At 47.4% G+C, this 15,749-nt stretch carries 14 protein-coding genes; all 14 read left to right on the top strand.

Translation table 11 applies throughout. The annotated features are described in order from the left end of the window. Positions 1–29: 29 nt before the first annotated feature. The 14 genes from lon (at position 30) to hemG (ending at position 15,696) form a co-directional block, all read left to right on the top strand. Complete coding sequence (gene lon / locus J2Z66_RS36515; protein WP_209977944.1) at positions 30–2,366, top strand: endopeptidase La; 2,337 nt, start codon at positions 30–32, stop codon at positions 2,364–2,366. Between the two features lie 27 nt (positions 2,367–2,393). Further along, on the top strand, positions 2,394–3,026 hold the full coding sequence (gene yihA, locus J2Z66_RS36510) for a ribosome biogenesis GTP-binding protein YihA/YsxC (RefSeq protein ID WP_209977942.1): 633 nt from the start codon (positions 2,394–2,396) through the stop codon (positions 3,024–3,026). 177 nt (positions 3,027–3,203) lie between these two features. Beyond that, positions 3,204–3,788 (top strand): non-ribosomal peptide synthetase module, encoded by a 585-nt coding sequence (locus tag J2Z66_RS36505; RefSeq protein WP_209977939.1) that lies wholly within the window; start codon positions 3,204–3,206, stop codon positions 3,786–3,788. 415 nt (positions 3,789–4,203) lie between these two features. Further along, a complete protein-coding gene (gene speD, locus J2Z66_RS36500) occupies positions 4,204–4,605 on the top strand; it encodes an adenosylmethionine decarboxylase (protein ID WP_209977937.1) in 402 nt (133 codons plus the stop codon). Between the two features lie 107 nt (positions 4,606–4,712). Next, entirely contained in the window at positions 4,713–5,249 is a 537-nt protein-coding gene (locus tag J2Z66_RS36495) for an S-adenosylmethionine decarboxylase (protein WP_245376116.1), read from the top strand. A gap of 153 nt (positions 5,250–5,402) precedes the next feature. Further along, positions 5,403–6,809 (top strand): glutamyl-tRNA reductase, encoded by a 1,407-nt coding sequence (hemA, locus tag J2Z66_RS36490; protein WP_209977935.1) that lies wholly within the window; start codon positions 5,403–5,405, stop codon positions 6,807–6,809. 28 nt (positions 6,810–6,837) lie between these two features. Beyond that, positions 6,838–7,668, top strand: a complete 831-nt coding sequence (ccsA, locus tag J2Z66_RS36485) for a cytochrome c biogenesis protein CcsA (RefSeq protein WP_209977934.1) — start codon at positions 6,838–6,840, stop codon at positions 7,666–7,668. 5 nt (positions 7,669–7,673) lie between these two features. Then, positions 7,674–8,315 carry a precorrin-2 dehydrogenase/sirohydrochlorin ferrochelatase family protein gene (locus J2Z66_RS36480; RefSeq protein WP_209977932.1) on the top strand — a complete coding sequence of 214 codons (642 nt, stop codon included), beginning with the start codon at positions 7,674–7,676 and terminating at the stop codon, positions 8,313–8,315. A gap of 98 nt (positions 8,316–8,413) precedes the next feature. Continuing rightward, positions 8,414–9,358: a hydroxymethylbilane synthase gene (gene hemC, locus J2Z66_RS36475; RefSeq protein ID WP_209977929.1), complete on the top strand. Its 945-nt coding sequence runs from the start codon at positions 8,414–8,416 to the stop codon at positions 9,356–9,358. 8 nt (positions 9,359–9,366) lie between these two features. Further along, the gene (gene cobA, locus J2Z66_RS36470; protein ID WP_312894960.1) at positions 9,367–10,968 is read left to right on the top strand and encodes a uroporphyrinogen-III C-methyltransferase; all 1,602 of its coding nucleotides are present in this window, start codon (positions 9,367–9,369) and stop codon (positions 10,966–10,968) included. A 97-nt stretch (positions 10,969–11,065) separates the two neighbouring features. Continuing rightward, complete coding sequence (gene hemB, locus J2Z66_RS36465; protein WP_209977926.1) at positions 11,066–12,061, top strand: porphobilinogen synthase; 996 nt, start codon at positions 11,066–11,068, stop codon at positions 12,059–12,061. A gap of 162 nt (positions 12,062–12,223) precedes the next feature. Further along, positions 12,224–13,288: a uroporphyrinogen decarboxylase gene (gene hemE / locus J2Z66_RS36460; RefSeq protein ID WP_209977924.1), complete on the top strand. Its 1,065-nt coding sequence runs from the start codon at positions 12,224–12,226 to the stop codon at positions 13,286–13,288. Between the two features lies 1 nt (position 13,289). Beyond that, the gene (gene hemH / locus J2Z66_RS36455) at positions 13,290–14,246 is read left to right on the top strand and encodes a ferrochelatase (protein ID WP_209977921.1); all 957 of its coding nucleotides are present in this window, start codon (positions 13,290–13,292) and stop codon (positions 14,244–14,246) included. Further along, positions 14,236–15,696 carry a protoporphyrinogen oxidase gene (gene hemG, locus J2Z66_RS36450; protein WP_209977919.1) on the top strand — a complete coding sequence of 487 codons (1,461 nt, stop codon included), beginning with the start codon at positions 14,236–14,238 and terminating at the stop codon, positions 15,694–15,696. The genes hemH and hemG overlap by 11 nt, the downstream gene beginning before the upstream one ends. Positions 15,697–15,749 lie beyond the last annotated feature (53 nt).

Below are 15,749 nucleotides of genomic sequence, written 5' to 3'. Positions count from 1 at the left end.
CAGCATGATTGAATTAGGAGGTGTGGAGGATGGGGCCAAATAAGCTGAAGATTCGCAGGCTGCCGTTATTGCCTTTAAGGGGATTGTTAGTTTATCCAAGTATGGTGCTGCATTTGGATGTGGGGCGGGAGAAATCGGTCAAAGCTCTGGAAAGAGCCATGGTCGATGATAGTATGATTCTACTCTGCTCCCAATCCGAAATGAACATAGAAGAACCCTCCAAAGAGGATATTTACCTTATAGGGACGATAGCAAAGGTAAGGCAAATGCTTAAGCTGCCTAATGGCACAATCCGGGTTCTCGTAGAAGGAGTACTCCGGGCCGAAATCATAGAATTCGTGAACAATGAAGAATATTATGAAGTCAATGTCAAGGAGCTCCCCGAACAGGAGGTTACAGATTCCGAGATTGACGCCTTAATGCGGACAGTGCTGAGCCAATTCGAGAACTACATTAATTTATCCAAGAAGGTCACGCCAGAAACTCTCGCGGCTGTATCCGACATCGATGAGCCAGGGCGGCTGGCTGATGTCATTTGCAGCCACCTGCCCCTGAAAATAAAGGATAAACAGGATATTCTTGAGACTGTGGATGTCCGTGAGCGTCTGGAAAAAATGCTAAGTATTCTTAACAATGAGCGCGAAGTGCTGGAGCTGGAGCGCAAGATTAGTCAGCGGGTCAAGAAGCAGATGGAGAAAACACAAAAAGAATACTACCTCCGCGAGCAGATGAAAGCGATCCAAAAAGAACTGGGAGATAAGGAAGGCCGTGCCGGTGAGGTGGATGATTTACGCAGCCAGCTCACGGAGGCCGAGGTTCCGGAAAAGGTTAGAGAGAAGATCGAGAAAGAGATCGACCGCTTGGAAAAAATGCCTCCTACATCTGCAGAGGGCGGGGTGATCCGCAATTATATTGATTGGCTGCTCGGGCTGCCTTGGTTGAAGAAAACAGAGGATCACCTTGATATAGACAAAGCAGAAGAAATATTGAATGAGGATCATTATGGTCTTGAGAAGCCTAAAGAGCGTGTGCTTGAATATTTAGCCGTTCAGAAGCTGGTACAGAAGCTGAAAGGGCCTATTCTTTGTCTGGTAGGGCCACCAGGGGTAGGGAAAACCTCTATTGCCCGCTCTATAGCGAGATCTCTGAACCGGCAGTTTATCCGTATTTCCCTAGGTGGGGTTCGTGATGAAGCAGAAATTCGAGGACATCGGCGCACTTATGTGGGGGCGATGCCAGGGCGGATTATGCAGGGGATGAAGAACGCAGGTACGAGTAATCCGGTGTTCCTGCTGGATGAAATTGACAAGATGGCTATGGATTTTCGTGGTGATCCGGCTTCCGCCTTGCTTGAGGTTCTCGATCCGGAGCAAAACAGCACTTTTAGCGATCATTTTATTGAAGTACCTTACGATTTATCAAGTGTCATGTTTGTCACAACAGCCAATGCGGTGCATAACATTCCGCGCCCATTATTAGACCGCATGGAGGTTCTCTATATTCCGGGTTACACGGAAATTGAGAAGCTGCAGATCGCCCTTAAATATTTGCTGTCCAAGCAAAGACGGGATCATGGCTTGCAGGAAGAGCAGCTCATAGTCGAGGAAGAAGCGCTGATGAAAATTATCCGCGAATATACTCGGGAATCCGGAGTTAGAAATTTGGAGCAGCAAATTGCCGGCTTGTGCCGCAAAGCTGCCAAACAAATCGTCTCAGATCCGAGCCAGCCTGTCCACGTTAGGCCTGACAATTTAAAGGACTTTCTGGGGCCATCGAAATTCCGCTACAGCATGGCCGAGGAGAAGGATCAGATCGGGGCTGTTACAGGTTTAGCCTGGACGGAGGTCGGTGGGGATACACTTGTTATAGAAGTGACCGTTATGGCGGGAACCGGCAAGCTTACATTGACAGGGAAGCTTGGCGATGTCATGAAAGAATCGGCACAAGCCGCTTTCAGCTATACCCGCTCACGTGCCGATCAGCTGCGGATTGCTCCAGATTTCCATGAAAGATGTGATATTCATATTCATATTCCGGAAGGTGCTATTCCGAAAGATGGCCCTTCTGCAGGGATCACAATGGGAACGGCTTTAATTTCAGCACTGACGAACATACCTGTTTCCAGGCGAGTGGCTATGACTGGAGAAATTACACTGCGCGGCAGAGTGCTCCCTATCGGCGGTCTAAAAGAGAAAGCCTTGGCTGCTCACCGTGCCGGTATTCGGGTCATTATTTTGCCCAAGGATAACGAAAAGGATATTCAAGAAATTCCGGAAAGTGTTCGTAACGAAATGACCTTTATTCCGGTCAGTCATATGGATGAAGTGCTGCAGCATGCGCTTGTAAAGCCGGTAGAAGTAGGATAAAACAAGCAGAAAGAGTGTGTTAAACTTATGAAGGTCAATCAAGCTGAATTTATTATCAGCGCTGTTGGACCTAGCCAGTATCCAGAGGATGCCTTGCCAGAGATTGCTTTGGCAGGGCGTTCTAATGTGGGGAAATCGTCGCTTATCAATCGTTTGATTGCGCGTAAGAACTTGGCTAGAACCAGCTCTCAGCCTGGTAAAACTCAAACCCTGAACTACTATCGCATTAATGAGGACTTATACTTTGTTGATCTTCCCGGATATGGCTACGCCAAAGTGTCCAAAACTAAACGCGAGCAGTGGGGCAAATTTGTCGAAAGCTATTTGCTTGAACGCGATGTGCTCAAACTCGTTATGCTTCTCGTGGATCTAAGACATCCGCCAAGTAAGGATGATCAAGCTATGTATGAATGGCTTAAACATCATGATGTGCCTCTTTGCGTGGTAGCGACGAAGGCAGATAAAATTCCGAAGAGTAAATGGGCGAAGCATGCCAAGATCGTCAGGGAGACACTGGGGATGAAAAAAGACGATGTCCTCCAAGTGTTTTCTTCCGAAATTGGATTGGGCAAGGACGAGCTTTGGGAAATACTGGAGGAGGCTATCTCCTATACGGCTGCAGATGATGCTGGCGCTGAAGATAGCGATAATTTCGAATGAATAGCAGGGATACGGAGTTTTTATAGGGAAATGCTAAAGCATTAAGGCTTATCGGCGGATTTTTCTGAATTTTGCCTGATTTTCAATGAAAAGTGTGCAGGAATATTAAGCTTTGATGTAGTATAATAATAACAGAGTAGTATCAATGGCTTGAAAACAAAGAATCGAGGGATTTTTATGGCACATAGGTTAGCGACTGAATATGTCAAAACCTGCCTGCAGTTAACGGAAGCCGAAATGTTCAGATTTATTCAAATGTTCGTTGATCAACAAGTGACCTTACAAATTAAAGTTCTTGAAAATGGGAATCAAGAGGTTGTTTTTCAAGATGAGGGTCAGGAGATTGTTCTTTCATTTGAGCAGAAATCAGGCAAATACGAATGCAAGGGATCCTGTCGATTAAGCAATACCCGTTTGGCAAACCTTATGCGCAAAGCGGTGTCCGAATTCAAAGGAAGCGCAATCGTCAATCGAATTTATACCACCTACACGATGGTTTATTACTATGAGCACGGCGCGGTAGTTAAAATTGTCGAAGCCAAAGGCCAAAATGAGAACATCATCTATGAATATAAAGATACGCTAGGTCAAATGGAGCAAATGTTCAAGCGCAAGGAAGTAGAACGGGAAATTGAGGGTATTCACCATCATATTAACCGTCTTTTGGACCTGCGTAATTTGCTGAAAGACCAAGGTATTCTTAAGCAAATTGACGAACGTCTGGGGCAGCTTACTCAGCGGCTATTCGCGCTTGAAGCATAAATTGGATATCGCAATCTTGCAAAATGGAATGATTTAGAGTCTTTTTTTAAGGCTCTTTTTTTTGCCCTAGAACATCACACTGCCTGTCCTGTCCTTTGTTCGTTATATTTATCTCAATAAATATCTCGCAAACAGGCTTTTGAACCCGAGGCAGCTGTAAGGCCTCTATGTATATGACTTCTATCATAGGCAAATGCCCAGTTTAGAAGAAAAATTTATCCAATTGAAAAAAAAGTATTGCTTTTCTGGTCAATAGATGTTATTTTTATTGTCGTTGACAAATAATATAGGAACCAGGATTCACTCAGGACATTAATGTTGCGAGAGATTATTCCCTCGGGAAGTGAATGACGTAGGTCCTAGCGGATGAAATTTTTTTTCAAACATTTTATTCCTAGGAAGGGGGAACCGAAAGATGGAATACTCAACTTTCGGAAGACATGTTGCTGTAGATACTTGGGGTGTAGACTTTGAACGTCTGAACAGCGCAGAATGGCTGCAGGCACAAATGGTAGAGGCTGCTGAAGTTTGCGGAGCAACCGTGTTATCAGTTCAAGCGAAACAATTCGATCCACAAGGAGCAACAGTTTTAGTGCTTTTGTCAGAGAGTCATCTCTCCATTCATACTTACCCTGAGAGAGGTTTTGCCGCACTTGATTGTTATACCTGCGGTGAGACGGTAGATCCTCAACTCGCCATCGATTTTATGGTGTCCGTACTGAAGCCGGAGAAAGTATATGCTAAGAAGTTAGTTCGTGGTGTTGGTGAAATGCAAGTGGAAACTCCTGAAATTAAGCAAGCAGAGCTTGTGAAATAAAGAGTAAACCGGATATTAGAAGTAGCCACGGAGAAATCCGTGGTTATTTGTTTGTTTCAGACCCCATACAATGATACAGCTAGACAAGTTGATTGGCTGGGGGCTGGATGATGAAGAGAAGACAGGCTGGGAAATTGGCTGTATATGCGCTGGTGCTTGTATTATTGTTTTGGCCGCTGTCTCAATTGCTGGAGCTATTTCATACGAAAACTGGAAGTGGCGATGCTACCCATCTTTTATATCAGGTTTCGCTTTTTCAGATGGAACTGCTGGGCGGTTATTTGTATCAGAGCAGTGAGTCTGCGGATACGGCAGGACTGGATGGCCTCAAGCAGTCTCTTTATTCTGCCGGGTATACGCATGAAAGGCTTCAGCTTGCAGTAGGGACAGAGCGCTTAGCGCCGCTCTTGAGCGTGAATCAGCTGATGCAGTATGTGCTCAGGCTGCAGGTTGGAGGCAACCGGCCGCTGCGTGCGGAAGAGAAGCAAGCACTTCAGGAAGCCTCAGCACAGTTCCAGGATCTGTACGATGTTTATGAAGCGTTGATGTCCTCAGGGAGCAGCATCATTTCTTCCCAGAATAACAAGCTAATTAAACAGGACGAGGCAATTGATGAAATGATTCGCAAAAAACTGCTGCAATAAGCTTGTGGTTAGAAGTATATTCATGGAGAAGCAGGAGAAAACTAAGTCATAAGGTTGAAACAGCAATTCATAAATTATTCAAATATTATGTCGGATTGCTTGTTTTGCTGTGCTATAATGAAAAAAGAAATTACAGAAAGGCAGGTGTACTTCATGCACATAGTAGTTGTTGGGTTGAATTATCGCACGGCTCCCGTTGAAATCAGAGAGCGGTTCACATTCTCCGAACAGGACCTTCCGCTAGCTTTATCGAAGCTAAAGGAAACGAAGAGCATATTGGAATGTGTCATTGTCGGCACCTGCAATCGGACAGAAATATATGCTGTAGTAGATCGTGAAAATTTATGCAAGCACTATATTCCAGGCTTTATTCAAAGCTGGTTTGGCATACCGAAGGAAGAATTTTCGAAGCATTTATATATGTATGAGCATGAGAAGGCAATCGAGCATTTATTCCGTGTGACAAGTGGATTGGATTCAATGGTAATCGGTGAAACACAAATTTTGGGGCAAATAAGGGACGCTTTTTTATTGTCACAATCTTTGAAAGCAACCGGTACTTTTTTCAATACCTTGTTCAAACAAGCCATTACGCTGGCTAAGAAAGCTCATTCGGAAACGGGTATTGGAGAAAATCCGGTATCTGTAAGCTACGCTGCAGTGGAGCTGGGCAAGCGGATTTTCGGGGTTTATGTCGGAAAAACGGTTATGATTATTGGCGCTGGCAAGATGAGCGAGCTAACCGTCAAGCACCTGTATGCAAATGGAGCAAGTAAAGTCATTGTAGTAAATCGTACGTATGAGCGGGCTGTTGAGCTGGCCAAGAAATTTAACGGAATTCCCTGTTCTTCGGAGCAGATGCTGGAAAGACTAGAAGAGGCTGATATTGTCATCAGCTCCACAGGCGCACCAGGGTATGTGCTGACACGTGATCAGCTGCAGCCGATTTTGCAAAAACGGAAATCACGTCCATTATTTATGATGGATATTGCGGTGCCTCGTGATTTGGATCCGCAAATTAGTGATTTATCCAATGTTTTTTTATATGATATTGATGATCTGGAAGCTATTGTTGCTAATCATTTGCAGGAAAGACGGAAAGAGGCAGCTAAAATAGAAGAGATGATCCAAGTGGAAATGACTCTGTTTGAGCAATGGACGAAGACATTGGGGGTAAGTCCTGTTATACAGGCTCTTCAAACCAAGGCGAATCAAATGCACGAGGAAACGATGGAAAGCTTGCTCAAGAAGCTTCCTGAATTAGAAGATCGGGAGATTGTGCTCATTCGTAAATTAACAAAAAGTATGGTGAATCAAATGCTTCGTGATCCGATTCTGCGCATTAAGGAAATGGCAGGAGAGCGTCACGGAGATGAAGCCTTGAAGCATTTTACCAAAGTGTTTGCGCTTGAAGATGTGCTTGAGCAGCAGCTAAATGCTGCCGAGCTGCTCGCAGCTGAAGCTAAGACCTCGGAGCAGCCTTCGGAACAGGCGCGTAATCTCGATGAGCTGCTGCCTGTGTTCGCACTGAAACGAGTAGACGCTTTAGCGCGTCCGTAGTCTCCGAAATCCGTTTAGGAGAGGTGCCATGGTAACTCAAGGTTGGTTATATGATGCAATGATTTATATTTATGCCCTGAGCCTACTGTTTTATTTCTCTGATTTTGCTAGAGCGAATCGGAGCGCGAAACGGATGGGGACGGGGCTGCTTTCATTTGTATGGGTTTTACAAACCGTATATGTAGCTATGAATATGTATGGACATTTAACAGATTGGGCTTTTTCCAGATTCGAGGTACTATTTTTATTTACGTGGCTGCTCATTGGCATCTCGCTAGTCGTACATCGTTTTTTTCGGATTGAGCTATTTTTGTTTCTTGTCAATTTAATTGGTTTTGCTGTATTTGCTTTGAACGTTTTTGGCAATCCGAATGTGGCGCCCACTATACAAGGCTGGGATATCAACGATGAGCTTTTATTTATTCATATTACACTTGCAATAGGAAGCTATGCAGCATTTACGGTGGCGGCCATTTTCTCCTTGATGTATTTATTTCTTCATCGTAAGCTGAAGGAAAAACAGTTTTCCCAAACTATGATGCGTCTACCATCACTAGAGAAGATAGAGCGTTATACATATATGGCTGTTATTATTGGAGCGCCCTTACTGCTGCTGGCTTTGACGCTCGGCATCGTTTGGATAACCCTGGAAGGAAATATTAATTTATTATTTGATCCTAAAGTTGTAAATTCTTTTTTTGTGCTAGCTGCTTATGCTTTCTATTTATTACAGTATCACTCTCAGCGTGTGGCGGGGAAAAAGCTGGCAGCGTGGAATTTGGCGGCTTTTGTAATTGTAGTGATCAATTTTGTCGTTTCCAATCTGGTTTCAGGCTTTCACCAATGGATTTGGATGTGATTTTGATGAAGCTCTATTATCCACTTATGCTTGATCTCAAAGCTAGGAAATGTCTAATAGTGGGCGGCGGCCTGGTAGCTGAACGTAAGATAGGTTCACTGTTGGTTGCTGGTGCAGCTATAACCGTTGTCAGTCCTGACTTTACTGCAGCAATAGAGGCAAAAGGAAGCAGCGGGGAGCTAGTTTTGCATAGGAGAATTTATGATTCTGAGGATATACAAGGGTTTTCACTTGTTATCGCTGCGACAGATCTTGCCCATGTGAATAAGCAAATTGCTCAGGATGCCAGTAAGGAAGGCATATGGGTTAATGTGGTAGATCAGCCTGAGTTAAGCAGTTTTATTGTTCCCTCTGTAGTCCGTCGGGGAAAGTTAACTCTCTCGGTGTCTACAGGAGGAGCCAGTCCTGGTACTGCGCGTCGTATAGCTGCGGAGCTGGAGTCTGCTTATGGTCAGGAGTACGAGATATATTTGGATTTCTTGAGTGAAATGCGTTTGAAGGTGCAAGATACGGTCAAGGATAGACAGAGCAGGCAAACGATATTTAAGCAAATGCTGGACTGGGACGTGCTTGAAAAAATCCGCAACGGAACCTTTACTGCTTGGAGGCAAGAGAAGCTCGATTCTTTCGAGCAGGATTCGACATAGTTTGCTTAGATGGCTTTGCGGGTGAGAAGCGGTGAGCGGTGGATTGCTGCTGCTTTTGCCAGCTGAGTTATGAACGTTCAGGTAGGGGGAACTAAAGAATGAAAACGATCATAGTTGGAACGAGACAAAGTACGCTCGCATTAGGCCAGACGGAGCAAGTAGTCGAGCAGTTGCAGCGCATTAGCGATGAACATGGACTTGGATGCAATTTCGAGATTAAGAAGATCATAACCAAAGGCGATCGGATTCTTGACGTAACGCTGTCCAAGGTCGGAGGCAAGGGACTGTTCGTGAAAGAGCTCGAACAGGGTCTGCTGGACGGGGAAATCGATATGGCCGTCCATAGTATGAAGGACATGCCCTTCGAGCTACCTGAAGGGCTTGTTGTTGGAGCGGTGCCGATCCGCGAGGATGCGCGCGACTGCATCATTACGCGCGGGCACCGCTCTCTGGACGAGCTGCCGCAGGGCGCTCTCGTAGGCACCAGCTCGCTGCGCCGCGCCAGCCAGATGCAGCACTACCGCCCGGATCTGCGCATCGAGTCGATCCGGGGCAACATCGATTCAAGGCTGCGCAAGCTTGAAGCGGAAGACTTCGATGCGATTCTGCTGGCCGCTGCCGGTCTCCACCGGCTGGGCTGGCAGGATCGCATCAGTGCGTACTTGCCGCCCGAGATCTGCCTCCCGGCCGTAGGCCAGGGAGCGCTGTGCATCGAGTGCCGGGGCGGCGACGCCTTTATGCTGGACCTGCTGAGCAGGTTCCAGGATGCATCTACTGCGCTCGCGGTACGAGCGGAGCGAAGCTTTCTTGGCAGGCTCCAGGGGGGCTGCCAGGTGCCTCTCGGCGCATTCGCAAGCGTAAGCGCCGAGAGCAGCGGCGGACGGCCGCTGCTGACCTTGACCGGCATGGTTGGCTCGCCGGACGGCCAAGAGGTACTCAAGGAGTCAGCGTCCGGTACGGATCCAGAGGCGCTGGGATTGCTCGTAGCAGACCAATTGATCGCCCGTGGCGCAGATCGAATATTGGCTGCGGTTAGGGAGTGAGCTTTTAAGTGGATCAAGAAAAACAAGAGAAACAAGTGAAACAGGAAAACCAAGCGAAGCAAGGGAAGGTATTCCTCGTTGGAGCTGGCCCGGGGGATCCAAAGCTTATAACGATACGTGGAATGGAAGCTATCGGCAAAGCCGATGTTATCGTCTATGACCGCTTAGCGAGTCCGCGGCTTTTAAAATATCGACAACCGGGAGCTGAGCTTGTTTTTGTAGGCAAGCTGCCGGATAAACATATGCTGAGGCAAGAAGAAATCAACCAGTTGCTGGTTGATTTGGCGATTCAGGGCAAGATTGTAACGCGGCTCAAGGGAGGCGACCCGAGCATATTCGGCCGGGTTGGCGAGGAAGCCGAGCTGCTTGCCGAGCATGGCGTTACCTATGAGATTATTCCTGGGATCACATCCGCCATCGCCGTACCTGCCTATGCAGGTATCCCGGTTACACACCGCGATTTTACATCATCGGTAGCTATTGTGACCGGTCATGAGTATCCGAATAAAACGTATTCCAAGCTGGATTGGGAACATTTGGCGAAAGCCATCGGTACGATGGTGTTTCTGATGGGCGTAGCCAATCTGGAGCAAATTAGCCGGGAACTGATCCGCTGCGGCAAATCTCCGCAGATGCCTGTAGCGTTAGTGCGCTGGGGGACATGGACGGAGCAGGCTACGATCACCGGAACGCTGGAGAATATTTCAGAGAAGGTGAAGCAAGCGAACTTTCAATCACCTGCCGTGATCATCGTCGGTGAGGTGGTAAAGCTTCGGGAGAAGCTCGCCTGGATCGAGAAGAAGCCGCTTTTCGGACGAAGGGTGCTTGTTACTAGGGCTAGAAGCCAAGCTAGTGAGCTCGTGGAGTTGATCGACGAGATGGGTGGAGAGCCCGTGGAATTCCCGGTCATCCGGCTGCAAACTCCAAGTGAGGCTGAAACACTCCGTTCCTTGGATAAGGCAATGGGGGAGCTTGAGGGTTATGATTGGGTTATTTTCACCAGTGTAAATGGTGTGGAGTTTTTCTTTCGCAGATTAAGAGAGCTCGGGCTGGATATTCGCAGATTGATGAAAGCACGTATTGTCGCTGTTGGCCCCAAAACCGCTGAGGCGCTTCTTGATCGTGGCTTGATTTCAGACATAATTCCAGCTAAATTTCAGGCTGAAGATTTGCTGGACGCTATTGAGCCAGAGCTTAAGCTGGGGGAGCGGGTTCTACTGCCAACTGCTGATATCGCCCGTGATTACTTGCCTAGAAGACTTACTGAGCTTGGTCTTATCGTAACGAAAGTGGATGTATATGAAAATGTGCTGGAAATTGAGGACGGGACGGAAGTCGTAGAACTGCTGCTTAGCGGGGGGATTCATATCGTAACTTTTACCAGCTCCTCGACCGTCACCAACCTGATCGATGCGCTTACCCGTCTTGGGGTCGAAGATCCGGTCAGTCTGCTGAAAGGCGTGGAAATAGCCTGCATCGGTCCCAGAACCGCACACACCCTGCAATCATTAGGTTTGCCTATTACTTATATGGCCAAGGAAGCGACTATTGCTTCTTTAGCTGAAAGCTTGTCGGGAAATGCGGGAGATGGGAGTTTTCCGGTTTCCTGACCAAGATCTTAATTGTTCTTAATCGTTTTTAAACATTCCTAATCGCTCTTAATGCTCTTAATCGCTTTACTACAGAAAATCTAAGGAGGGGATTTGTATGAGTTTTCCTGTCGTACGCAACCGCCGCTTGCGCGGAACTGCAGCTATCCGCAATTTAGTGAGGGAAAACAGCTTGTCCGTTCATGATTTGGTACAGCCGATTTTTGTTACGTTCGGTCACAATATTAAGCATGAAATTGAATCGATGCCAGGAGTCTACCATTTTTCTCTTGACCGGCTTGAAGAAGAGATAAAAGAAATTACAGGACTAGGCCTACAGGCTATTTTGCTGTTCGGCGTGCCTGAGCATAAGGATGCGGAAGGCACTTCAGCCTTTGCTGAAGATGGAATTGTGCAGCAAGCCACCCGGCTTATTAAGCAGTGGAATCCGAACCTGCTTGTCATTGCCGATACCTGTCTGTGCCAATTTACCGATACAGGACACTGCGGTGTCATCCACCACCATCCTGTAACCGGACAAGCAGACGTTGCCAATGATGCTTCCCTTGAGCTTTTGGTTCAAACAGCGATCTCTCAAGCCAAAGCAGGTGCTGATATTATTGCCCCTTCTAATATGATGGACGGCTATGTACACGCGATCCGTTCGGGTTTGGACGAAGCAGGGTATGAGCAAGTGCCGGTTATGGCGTATTCGGTCAAATATTCGTCGGCTTATTATGGACCTTTCCGCGATGCGGTTCATTCCTCCCCACAGTTCGGAGACCGCAAAACCTATCAAATGGATCCTGCTAATGCCCGGGAAGCAATGCGTGAAGCCGAGAATGATGTTCTCGAGGGAGCGGATTTCCTAATGGTCAAGCCCGCACTCGCCTATATGGATATCATTCGAATGCTGAAGGAAAATTTTGACCTGCCGGTTGTAGCCTATAATGTGAGTGCTGAATATTCCATGGTAAAAGCAGCGGCTATTCAGGGCTGGGTCAATGAGCAGGCTATAGTGATGGAAACGATGCTTGGTTTTAAAAGGGCGGGAGCAGACATTATTCTGACCTACTTTGCCAAAGATATTGCAGGCTGGCTGCGAGCTGAATAAACAGGCTGCCAGAACCATTCATCCTATAAAGTAGGCGCGGATGGTTCTTTGTCATACTTTTGTCGTAATCCCCAAGCTCCCATCTGTTGTGAGCAGGGTATAATTAGGGCATAATGAAAAAAAGACCTGCCGACAGGAATGGAACGATAAGGAAGGTGCCTCATGACATACAACGATACTTTTATTAAAGCTTGCCGCCGGGAACAAGTCGATTGTTTACCGGTATGGTATATGCGGCAAGCAGGACGCTATGATCCGGATTACCGTAAAATCAAAGAGAAATACTCGCTTCTCGAGATCTGCAAGCAGCCGGAGCTTGCTGCTGAAATCACGATGATGCCTGTTAATAAGCTGGGTGTTGACGCGGCGATTTTGTACTCGGATATTATGAATCCTGTAGCATCGCTCGGAATCGATTTTGATATTGTCAAAAATATTGGTCCTGTAATCCACACACCGATCCGCAGCGAGCAGGATGTTCAGCGGCTTCGTCCAATAGATGTGGACAAAGATCTTTCGCATATTATCCAAACGATTCAGATTTTACATAAACAATTGAAGGTTCCTTTAATTTCTTTTGCGGGAGCACCGTTTACAATTGCCAGCTATTTAATAGAAGGCAAGCCTTCCAAGAGCTATATTCTTACGAAACAGATGATGTATAGCGAGCCCAAGGTATGGTTTGCTCTTATGGATAAGCTGGGAGATATGGTTATCACTTATTTGAAATCGCATATTGCTGCCGGGGCAAAAGCTGTACAATTGTTCGACAGCTGGGTTGGCGCCCTTTCTCCAAGAGATTTTGAAACCTACGTGCTCCCGACGATTACCCGGATTTTCGAAGAGCTGACGGAGCTTAAGGAGCCTAAAATATACTTCCCTGGAGTCAGCTCCGGCGAACTCCTTCCTTATTTGAAAGGTTTGCAGGCCGATGTTATAGGTCTGGATTGGAGAATCCCGATTCAGGAAGGGAGAAGGAGGCTCGGTGACCGGTTCGCCGTTCAAGGTAACCTGGACCCCTACGTTCTGATGGCTCCTCAAAGTGTTATCGAGCGTCAAGCCAAAGAGGTTATTGATCAGGGAATCCAGCATTCCGGATATATTTTCAATCTTGGACATGGACTGTTCCCAGAGGCCTCCTTGGAGAAGCTGAAGGATCTCACAGCCTACATTCATGAGTACTCGCGCTCCGTATTGTCCGAACAATCAAGGAAGAGTGGTGTTTGAGATGACAAAAGCCCGCATTGGCGTTCTGGTTATGTCTTATGGCACACCGGAAAGTCTCGATCAGATTGAAGCCTACTACACGCATATTCGCCGTGGCAATCCGCCATCGGCTGAGCAGCTCGAAGCATTGAAAAGCCGTTACGAAGCCATCGTAGGCGGTTTTTTTCCTCTTCGTGAAAACACGAACAAGCAGCTTCAGGGCTTACAGGAAACGTTAAACCGGGAGCATCCGGAAATTGAGTTTGTCTGCTATCACGGACTTAAGCATGCCAAGCCCTTCGTTGAGGATGGGGTTGCCCAAATGGTTGAGGATGGAATTACTGAAGCTGTTGGGGTCGTTCTGGCACCGCATTTCTCCACCATGAGCGTCGGCGGTTATGTAAAGCGAGCGAAGGAGAAAGCGGAAGAGCTTGGGTTGAACATTCAATTTGTGATGAGTTATCATCTCCATCCTAAGCTGCTTCAGGCATTATCCTCACGTGTGGAGTCTGCACTTCGCTTGTTCGAAGGAGCGAAAGCAGATGAAGTTCGGGTTATTTTTACTGCACACAGCTTACCTGAGAAAATTCTCGAAATGAAAGATCCTTACCCTGACCAGCTGCTTGCGACGGCTGCAGCAATTGCTGAGAGTGTCGGCATTACGAATTGGCAGTTCGGATGGCAAAGTGCGGGACAGACTGCTACGCCTTGGCTTGGACCTGACATCCTTGATGTCTTACGCACGATTAGCATCGAAGAAAAGGTAGTTAAAGTTCTTTTATGTCCGATAGGCTTCGTTTCTGATCATCTGGAAGTCTTATATGACATTGACATAGAATGTCAATCTCTGGCCAAGGAACTTGGCATCCACCTTGAACGAACAGAATCACTTAATACGGACCCTCTTTACTTGGAAACTCTCAGCGATGTCGTTTTTGAGAAAGCGCAGGGCGAGGGGAAGCGGTCCTATGGCCTCTAAGCTAAGTATCATGGTGATCGGCGGAGGCATCACAGGACTTAGCTCTGCTTATTATTTACAGAAGCGTTTAAAGGCAGAGGGAGTGGAAGCTCAGCTGACTCTGGTAGAGAAGGGCACTTCATTCGGAGGTAAAATTAACACGCTTGAACGGGATGGCTTTGTGATTGAGAGAGGGCCCGATTCCTTCCTATCGAGAAAGCGCCCGATAATCGACCTTTCGCTTGAGCTTGGGCTGGGGCCGGAGCTCACAGGCACGAATCCGCAGGCGAAGAAGACGTACATTCTCCGTCAGGGCAAGCTGCACCGCATGCCGCCTGGACTCGTGCTCGGAATTCCGACTGAGATGACTCCCTTTATGAGGACTGGCCTAATTTCACCGCTTGGCAAGGTTCGCGCTGCTATGGATATGCTGCTCCCCAAGGGAGCCAATACGGCAGATGAATCATTGGGTCATTTCCTTGAGCGCCGTCTGGGTAAGGAAGTGCTGGAGCGAATTGCTGAGCCTTTATTGGCCGGTATTTATGCCGGTGATACTTATGCGCTGAGTGTTCGCGCAACCTTTCCGCAATTTCGGGAAATGGAACGCAAGAAGCGCAGCCTTATTCTGGGCATGATGGCGAACCGCAAGGCCACACAGGCAGAAGCGGCAGATTTACCGCCGATTGCTAGAAATTCGGTGTTTTTGACCTATCGCAAAGGTTTGCAAACACTTGTCAAGGCACTTTTGCTTGCTTTGCAGGAGGTTGATATGCGGACAGGGGAAAGTGTGGTCTCGATTGAACGAAAGAACGACCAGGTCGAGGTACTTTTTGATAACGGAAGAAGAGAGCTTGTGGATGGGGTTATATTAACTTCACCAGCTTACCAGGTGCCTGCGCTGCTTAGCCGCTTTCCTGCCGCCAATGAGCTTAGCAAGATCCGCTATGTATCGGTTGCAAACGTGATTATGGCTTTTGACCGGAAAGATATCCCTTTTCCTTTGGATGCATCCGGCTTCGTTGTGCCGCGCAGTGAAGGCAGGACGATAACAGCTTGCACATGGACTTCGGCCAAGTGGCTGCATACGGCGCCTGAGGGCAAGGTGCTCCTGCGCTGCTATGTGGGCCGATCGGGTGAGGAAGCGTGGATGGGCTGGGACGATGAAACGCTGTTGAGCAAGGTTCGTGGGGATATCAGCGAATTGCTGGGGATTCATGCCGAGCCTCTATTTCATGAAATCACGCGGATGCCTAATTCAATGCCACAGTACCCTGTAGGACATCTGGAGCTCGTTGCTGAGTTTCGCAAAAAACTGGATGAGGAAATTCCCGGGTTATTCGTAACGGGCTCGGGCTTTCATGGCGTAGGACTTCCTGACTGTATTCGTCAAGGGAATGAAGCGGCGCAGCACATGTTCAAATATGTGCAGGAACGTGCTGCGGAGCCTTCCTCTGACAAGACTGCAAACTGAAGCTAGTGGAACTTATCTAACAGATCTTATCTAGCGGGCTAATCAAACAAAGC

The organism is Paenibacillus eucommiae, from assembly GCF_017874215.1.
In the GTDB taxonomy this organism is placed as follows: domain Bacteria; phylum Bacillota; class Bacilli; order Paenibacillales; family NBRC-103111; genus Paenibacillus_AI; species Paenibacillus_AI eucommiae.
This window is presented reverse-complemented; position numbering and strand designations above follow the sequence as displayed.

Excerpts from the sequence above, each read along its gene's own strand:
- speD (WP_209977937.1), top strand. The coding sequence starts at position 4,204 with ATGGAATACTCAACTTTCGGAAGACATGTTGCTGTAGATACTTGGGGT.
- ccsA (WP_209977934.1), top strand. The coding sequence starts at position 6,838 with ATGGTAACTCAAGGTTGGTTATATGATGCAATGATTTATATTTATGCC.
- J2Z66_RS36505 (WP_209977939.1), top strand. The coding sequence starts at position 3,204 with ATGGCACATAGGTTAGCGACTGAATATGTCAAAACCTGCCTGCAGTTA.
- hemA (WP_209977935.1), top strand. The coding sequence starts at position 5,403 with ATGCACATAGTAGTTGTTGGGTTGAATTATCGCACGGCTCCCGTTGAA.
- lon (WP_209977944.1), top strand. The coding sequence starts at position 30 with ATGGGGCCAAATAAGCTGAAGATTCGCAGGCTGCCGTTATTGCCTTTA.
- yihA (WP_209977942.1), top strand. The coding sequence starts at position 2,394 with ATGAAGGTCAATCAAGCTGAATTTATTATCAGCGCTGTTGGACCTAGC.
- hemC (WP_209977929.1), top strand. The coding sequence starts at position 8,414 with ATGAAAACGATCATAGTTGGAACGAGACAAAGTACGCTCGCATTAGGC.
- hemB (WP_209977926.1), top strand. The coding sequence starts at position 11,066 with ATGAGTTTTCCTGTCGTACGCAACCGCCGCTTGCGCGGAACTGCAGCT.
- hemG (WP_209977919.1), top strand. The coding sequence starts at position 14,236 with ATGGCCTCTAAGCTAAGTATCATGGTGATCGGCGGAGGCATCACAGGA.
- hemE (WP_209977924.1), top strand. The coding sequence starts at position 12,224 with ATGACATACAACGATACTTTTATTAAAGCTTGCCGCCGGGAACAAGTC.
- J2Z66_RS36480 (WP_209977932.1), top strand. The coding sequence starts at position 7,674 with ATGAAGCTCTATTATCCACTTATGCTTGATCTCAAAGCTAGGAAATGT.
- hemH (WP_209977921.1), top strand. The coding sequence starts at position 13,290 with ATGACAAAAGCCCGCATTGGCGTTCTGGTTATGTCTTATGGCACACCG.
- J2Z66_RS36495 (WP_245376116.1), top strand. The coding sequence starts at position 4,713 with ATGATGAAGAGAAGACAGGCTGGGAAATTGGCTGTATATGCGCTGGTG.